The organism is Kitasatospora sp. NPDC001539, assembly GCF_040298565.1.
Classification (GTDB): Bacteria; Actinomycetota; Actinomycetes; order Streptomycetales; family Streptomycetaceae; genus Kitasatospora.
This window is the reverse complement of sequence record NZ_JBEPAK010000333.1, coordinates 1-6,278: the sequence shown is the minus strand read 5'-3', so window position 1 is coordinate 6,278 and position 6,278 is coordinate 1. Positions and strand designations below refer to the sequence as shown.

Below are 6,278 nucleotides of genomic sequence, written 5' to 3'. Positions count from 1 at the left end.
CCCCTCGTCCCTCGGGGCCTCCTCGCTTCTCCCTTTCGGCACCGGCGCGCCCCTTCGGCTCGGGGCGGGGTCGCCCGCTCGCCTCCGGGCAGGCGGGCGGGCGGGCGTCGGGCTACGGGAGGGCCAGCATCCGGTCGAGGGCGGCCTTGGCGTACTTCTCGGTCTCCGGGTCCACGGTGATCACGTTCGGCACCCGGCCGTCGACCAGCGACTCCAGCGCCCAGACCAGGTGCGGCAGGTCGATCCGGTTCATGGTGGAGCAGAAGCAGACCGTGCGGTCCAGGAAGACGATCTCCTTGTCCGGGTGCGCCTTGGCCAGGCGGCGGACGAGGTTCAGCTCGGTGCCGATGGCCCACTTGGAGCCGGGCTCGGCGGCGTCCAGGGCCTTGATGATGTACTCGGTCGAGCCCACCATGTCGGCGGCCGCGACGACCTCGTGCTTGCACTCGGGGTGCACCAGGACGGTCACGCCGGGGATCCGCTCGCGGACGTCGTTGACGGAGTCCAGGTTGAACCGGCCGTGCACCGAGCAGTGCCCGCGCCAGAGGATCATCTTGGCGTCCCGCAGCTGCTCGGCGGTCAGGCCGCCGTTCGGCTTGTGCGGGTTGTAGACGACGCAGTCGTCCAGCGAGAAGCCCATGTCCCGCACCGCGGTGTTGCGGCCGAGGTGCTGGTCCGGCAGGAAGAGCACCTTCTCGCCCTGCTCGAAGGCCCACTCCAGGGCGCGCTTGGCGTTGGAGGAGGTGCAGATGAGGCCGCCGTGCTTGCCGGTGAAGGCCTTGATGTCGGCGGAGGAGTTCATGTACGAGACCGGCACGGTCACGTCGGCTATGCCGGCGTCCGTCAGCGCGTCCCAGCACTCGGCGACCTGCTCGGCGGTGGCCATGTCGGCCATCGAGCAGCCGGCCGCGAGGTCCGGGAGGACGACCTGCTGCCGGTCGCTGGTGAGGATGTCCGCGGACTCTGCCATGAAGTGCACGCCGCAGAAGACGATGTACTCGGCCTCGGGGCGGGCCGCCGCGTCGCGCGCGAGCTTGAAGGAGTCGCCGGTGACGTCGGCGAACTCGATGACCTCGTCGCGCTGGTAGTGGTGCCCGAGGATGAAGACGCGGTCGCCGAGCGCGGCCTTGGCCGCGCGGGCGCGCTCGACGAGGTCGGGGTCGGAGGCCGGCGGGAGGTCGCCGGGGCACTCGACGCCGCGCTCGCTGTTCGGGTCGGCCTCCCGGCCGAGCAGCAGCAGAGCGAGCGGCGTCGGAGTGGGGTCGACGCCGTGGGTCTCGGTGAGGGTGGTGGTCACGGGCGGGTGCCCTTCTGTGCGGCCGATCGAGCGGTGAAGCCTTTTCGTCTATCTGACGCTATCTATTCTAACCGCTTAGCGTCAGAGTGACGATGGCCATCCTGTCGATGTGACGAGAACCGCTCGCCGAAGTGGACTGCCGCGGTGCCGGTCACCGGTTCAGGGCCGTTCCGGCGTGGCCGGGCCGGTATTCCGGGGCGGTCGGGTATGGCTGACCCCATGAAGGCAATCGCGATCAACCGCTACGGCGGCCCCGAGGTGGTCGAGTACACCGACCTGCCCGACCCCAAGGTCGGGCCCGACTCCGTCCTGGTGCAGGTGCGAGCCGCCGGGGTGAACCCGGTGGACTGGAAGATCCGGGACGGCGCCCTGGACGGCATGCTGGACGTCCACTTCCCGCTGGTGCCGGGCTGGGACGTGGCCGGCGTGGTCCGGGCGGTCGGCGGCGGGGTGACCGAGTTCGCCCCCGGCGACGAGGTGTACGGCTACGTCCGCAAGGACGCCGTCGAGCACGGCACCTACGCCGAACTGGTCGCGGCGCCGGTCCGCACCCTCGCCCGCAGGCCCGCCGCGCTCGACTGGGCGCAGTGCGGCGGGCTGCCGCTGGCCGGGCTCAGCGCCCTGCAGAGCCTGCGGACGTTGCGGCTCTCGGCGGGCGACACCCTGCTGGTGCACGCGGCCGCCGGCGGGGTCGGCCACCTGGCCGTCCAGATCGCCCGCGCCCGCGGCGCCCGGGTGATCGGCACGGCCGGTGAGCGCAACCACGACTTCCTGCGCGGACTGGGCGCCGAACCGGTCGCCCACGGGGAGGGGCTGGCCGAGCGGGTGCGGGCGCTCGCCCCGGACGGCGTGGACGCGGCCCTCGACCTGGTCGGCCGGGGAGCCGTACAGGTCTCGGCCGGGCTGGTGGCCGACCGGGGCCGGATCGCCTCCATCGTGGACTTCGGGGTGAAGGCCCTCGGCGGCCACTACGTGTGGGTCCGTCCCGACGCCGCGGACCTGGCCGAACTGGCCGCGCTCGCCGACGACGGCCGGCTGACCGTCACCGTCGCCTCCACCTTCCCGCTGGCCCAGGCCGCCTCCGCCCAGGCGCTCAGCGCCGAGGGCCGCACCAGGGGGAAGATCGTCCTGCTCGTGGACTGAGGACCGGTCGGTCGGACCGCGGCTGTGGCCCGGCCCGACGGAGTCCGCCGGACAGGCCCGGGTCTCCTCCGCGTCATCCGCAGGCGGTGAACTCGTTCAGGTCATCCGCCAGAATGGGTGGCGAACCGTTTCGGCATCGGTACCGGCGGTGCCGGCGGCAGCCCAGCGACCGCCTCCCGCACACCGACCGCCGCCGGAACGCACCCTCGAACACCCCGCACGACCCGTGGAGCCCCGCACCGATGACGAGCAGCCGAGCGCACGAGGTGATCGGGGCGGACCTGGACGAGACGGACCGGCAGCTCCTCGCCCGGCTCGGCAGCGACGGCCGGGCCTCCTACGCCGAGATCGGCCTCCAGGTGAACCTCTCCGCCACCGCCGTGCGCCGCCGCATCGACCGGCTCCGGGCGCGCGGCGTGGTGCGCGGCTTCACGGTGGTGCTCGATCCGGCCGTGCTCGGCTGGCAGACCGAGGCCTTCGTCGAGGTCTACTGCCGCGAGCGCACCGCCCCCGAGGAGATCCTCGCCAGCCTGCGGCAGTTCCCCGAGGTCGTCGCCGCCTGGACGGTCACCGGCGACCCGGACGCGCTGGTCCACCTCCGGGCGGCGGACACCCGCCATCTGGAGGCCGTCATCGAGCGCATCCGGCGCGAGCCCGGCGTCCAGCGCAGCCGCTCCTCCGTGGTCCTCTCCCAGCTGATCGGCTGACCCTCCGGCCCACGCGCAGGAATCCTGCGCGAACCCGCCCGAAGACGCTCGAAACCTGCCTGACCAGCCGCGTTCCGACGCGCGGCGAAGCGCCGCGGCTGCCTACGCTGATCACGTCCGGTCGACGCGGTGAGGCGTCCCGCAGACCGGATCCCCCCGACACTCCACAGCCGAGAGGGACAGCCGTGTCCGCAGTACCCGACCGCATGCACCGGCCCGACAACGAACTGGTCGACCTGGTTTTCGACTACATGCGGGAGCGGCTGCAGTACGACCCCGTCCCGCTCGACCACCCCGGTGACGGCGAGCACCTGCGCGCCCAGCTGTCCGGTCTGCTCAACCAGGACGGCAACGACCCGGCCGACGTGCTCAAGCTGTACGACCACGAGCTCTCCCGGGCGGTCATCTCCGCCGACAGCCCCCGCTACCTGTCCTTCATCCCGTGCGCCCCGACCAAGGCCGCGCTGCTGTTCGACATGGTCGTCTCCTGCGCCTCGCTCCAGGGCATCTCCTGGCTGGAGGCGGCCGGCGCGATCGCCGCCGAGAACCAGGTGCTCCGCCTGATCGCCGACCGCGCCGGCCTGCCCGAGACGGCCGGCGGCTGCTTCGTCTCCGGCGGCTCGGCGGGCAACCTCTCCGCTCTGGTCGTCGCCCGCGACACCGCCCGCCGCCGCCTCGGCGTCGGTCCGGAGGCGCGGCTGCGGATCGCGGTCGCGGACCAGGTGCACTCCTCGGTCAAGAACACCTTCAACATCATCGGCGTCGAGGCCTTCAAGGTCCCGACCGTGAACCGGCGGTTCACCGGCGAGGCGCTGCGCGCGGCCCTGGCGGCCGACCCCCACCCCGAGACGGTCATCGCGGTCGTCGGCACCGCCGGCACCACCAACGAGGGCATCGTCGACGACCTCAAGGGCCTGGCCGAAGTCGCCCGCGAGCGGGACCTGTGGTTCCACGTGGACGGCGCCTACGGCGGCGCCGGCCTGTTCGCCCCCTCGGTGCGCGAGCGCTACGACGGCATCGAGCACGCCGACTCCTTCGTGGTCGACCCGCACAAGTGGCTGTTCGCCCCCTTCGACTGCGCCGCGCTGATCTACCGCAACCCGCAGCTGGCCCGCGCCGTGCACACCCAGGACGCCTCCTACCTGGACGTCCTGCACACCGAGGGCGACGAGTGGAACCCCACCGACTACGCCTACCACCTCACCCGGCGCGCCCGCGGCCTGCCGCTGTGGTTCTCGCTGGCCGTCCACGGCGTCCAGGCCTACACCGACGCCATCGAGACCGGCCTCCAGCTGGCCCGGGACACCGCCCAGCTGATCCGCGAGACCGAGCACCTGGAGCTGCTGTTCGACCCGCAGCTCTCGGCCGTCTGCTTCAAGCGCAAGGGCTGGACCAACGACGACTACTACCGCTGGTCGCAGCAGCTGCTCGCGGACCAGATCGGCTTCGTCACCCCGACCGGCTGGGACGGCGAGACGGTCGCCCGCTTCGCCTTCCTGCACCCGGGCACGACCATGGAGATGGTCCGGGAGATCCTGGACACCATGGTCTGACCGACGCCAGGTTCCCGTACGGCTCCGGCGCCCCGCGCGCCGGGGCCGTACGCGTTCCCGGCCGCGCCCGTCGCTACAGGAACGCCCCGCTCGGCAGGTACGGGCTCGGCGGCCGCATCCCCCGCACCCCGACGAAGCCCCCGGTCTCCGGGGTCAGCCCGACCTCCAGCCCCACATCCAGCGCCCACTCCTGCTCGGCCGTGAGGTGCTCCACCCGCGCCTCGACGCCCTCCGGCACCCGGGCCAGCGCCTCCCGCAGCAGCCGGGCGGCGATCCGCTTGCTGGTGGCCGCGAGCAGCCGCACCGAGCCGCCGTCCCGGTAGCAGTAGCCGCTGCCGGCCAGCGCGTCGGCGACCAGCAGTTCCTCGAAGTGCCCCAGCATCAGCTCGTGGTCGGGCCCGTGTGCGGACCCGCGCAGCCGCCGGTCCACCGAGTCCAGCAGGTGCAGGTGGGTCGCGTTGCCGGGGTGCACCGGGATGTCCCCCGGATCGGTCAGCCCCGCCCGGTCCACCCGCCCGCTCAGCCGCATCGCCGGGTGCAGGGTGAACCCGGCCAGTCGGTAGCGCCGGGCCGCCGCCGGGGCGGAGGAGGAGCAGACCATGCCCCGCAGGCAGCCCCTCGCGTGGGCCGCGGCCCGTTCCAGCAGCAGCCGTCCGACCCCCTTGCCCCGGGCGGACGGGCGGACCGCGAACAGCGAGGGCATCCACAGCCCCTCCCGGCGCAGCGACAGCACCACCCCGACCGTCTCCCCGCCCGTCCAGGCCAGCCAGCACCCGCCCGGATCGGTGCGGGCCAGGTGCCGGGTCCGGGCCAGCTCCAGAGGTGCCGGCCAGGGCGGCGCCGCAGCTGCCGCCGGCCCGCCGTCCGACTCGGCGCGAGCGGCGGAGGACAGTTCCCGGACGGCCTCCGCGTCCTCTGCGGTGTCCCTGACCTGGCGAAGGATCATGCCGCCCATCCTGGCGCCGAACGGCCGGCCACGGGGCCGGTTCACCCGGATCCACGAGGAGGGCCGTGACCGGTACGCGCCGGTTGTGCGAGCATGGGGAGCGTAGGGGACGCGGGTGGCACACCCGGCCCACGGAAAACCGGCCGCCGAACAGGCCGCAGAAATCCATCGCCGTCCGGGAAATGAAACCGGACGGCCGTTGGTTGGCACTGGCGGCATACCGTCGTCAAGACCGGGAGAAAGCAGATGACCGTCCAGGACGAGACCACCGTCGAGAGTGGCATCCTCCTCACCGATGCCGCCGCGGCCAAGGTCAAGGCCCTGCTGGAGCAGGAAGGCCGCGACGACCTCGCGCTGCGCGTCGCCGTCCAGCCCGGTGGCTGCTCCGGCCTGCGTTACCAGCTGTTCTTCGACGAGCGCTCGCTCGACGGCGACGTGCTGAAGGACTTCAACGGCGTCAAGGTCGTCACCGACCGGATGAGCGCCCCGTACCTGGGCGGCGCCACCGTCGACTTCGTGGACACCATCGAGAAGCAGGGCTTCACGATCGACAACCCGAACGCCACCGGCTCCTGCGCCTGCGGCGACTCCTTCAGCTGAGCCTGAAGCACTGAGGCGCTGAGGCGCTGAAG

The 6,278-nt window shown here is 72.8% G+C and carries 6 protein-coding genes; 4 read left to right on the top strand and 2 right to left on the bottom strand.

Annotated elements, in window-relative coordinates; all coding sequences use genetic code 11:
- Positions 1 to 112: 112 nt before the first annotated feature.
- A complete protein-coding gene (gene nadA / locus ABT247_RS30820) occupies positions 113 to 1,297 on the bottom strand; it encodes a quinolinate synthase NadA (RefSeq protein ID WP_350749169.1) in 1,185 nt (394 codons plus the stop codon).
- A gap of 219 nt (positions 1,298 to 1,516) precedes the next feature.
- On the opposite strand from nadA, the gene ABT247_RS30815 reads away from it, so the two are divergent.
- The 3 genes from ABT247_RS30815 to ABT247_RS30805 all read left to right on the top strand — a co-directional run bounded on the left by ABT247_RS30815 (position 1,517) and on the right by ABT247_RS30805 (position 4,700).
- Positions 1,517 to 2,440: an NADP-dependent oxidoreductase gene (locus ABT247_RS30815; protein WP_350749167.1), complete on the top strand. Its 924-nt coding sequence runs from the start codon at positions 1,517 to 1,519 to the stop codon at positions 2,438 to 2,440.
- Positions 2,441 to 2,682: 242 nt separating this feature from the next.
- Entirely contained in the window at positions 2,683 to 3,147 is a 465-nt protein-coding gene (locus ABT247_RS30810) for an Lrp/AsnC family transcriptional regulator (RefSeq protein ID WP_350749164.1), read from the top strand.
- A gap of 185 nt (positions 3,148 to 3,332) precedes the next feature.
- Positions 3,333 to 4,700 (top strand): pyridoxal phosphate-dependent decarboxylase family protein, encoded by a 1,368-nt coding sequence (locus ABT247_RS30805; RefSeq protein ID WP_350749161.1) that lies wholly within the window; start codon positions 3,333 to 3,335, stop codon positions 4,698 to 4,700.
- A gap of 73 nt (positions 4,701 to 4,773) precedes the next feature.
- On the opposite strand, the gene ABT247_RS30800 is transcribed toward ABT247_RS30805, so the two are convergent.
- The gene (locus tag ABT247_RS30800; protein ID WP_502892535.1) at positions 4,774 to 5,646 is read right to left on the bottom strand and encodes a GNAT family N-acetyltransferase; all 873 of its coding nucleotides are present in this window, start codon (positions 5,644 to 5,646) and stop codon (positions 4,774 to 4,776) included.
- A 246-nt stretch (positions 5,647 to 5,892) separates the two neighbouring features.
- Between ABT247_RS30800 and erpA the strand changes: the two genes are divergently transcribed.
- Positions 5,893 to 6,246 carry an iron-sulfur cluster insertion protein ErpA gene (erpA, locus tag ABT247_RS30795; RefSeq protein WP_350749159.1) on the top strand — a complete coding sequence of 118 codons (354 nt, stop codon included), beginning with the start codon at positions 5,893 to 5,895 and terminating at the stop codon, positions 6,244 to 6,246.
- The last annotated feature ends 32 nt before the right edge of the window (positions 6,247 to 6,278 follow it).

Coding starts and splice junctions, on each gene's coding strand:
- ABT247_RS30800 (WP_502892535.1), bottom strand. CDS start 5,646: ATGATCCTTCGCCAGGTCAGGGACACCGCAGAGGACGCGGAGGCCGTC.
- ABT247_RS30815 (WP_350749167.1), top strand. CDS start 1,517: ATGAAGGCAATCGCGATCAACCGCTACGGCGGCCCCGAGGTGGTCGAG.
- ABT247_RS30810 (WP_350749164.1), top strand. CDS start 2,683: ATGACGAGCAGCCGAGCGCACGAGGTGATCGGGGCGGACCTGGACGAG.
- erpA (WP_350749159.1), top strand. CDS start 5,893: ATGACCGTCCAGGACGAGACCACCGTCGAGAGTGGCATCCTCCTCACC.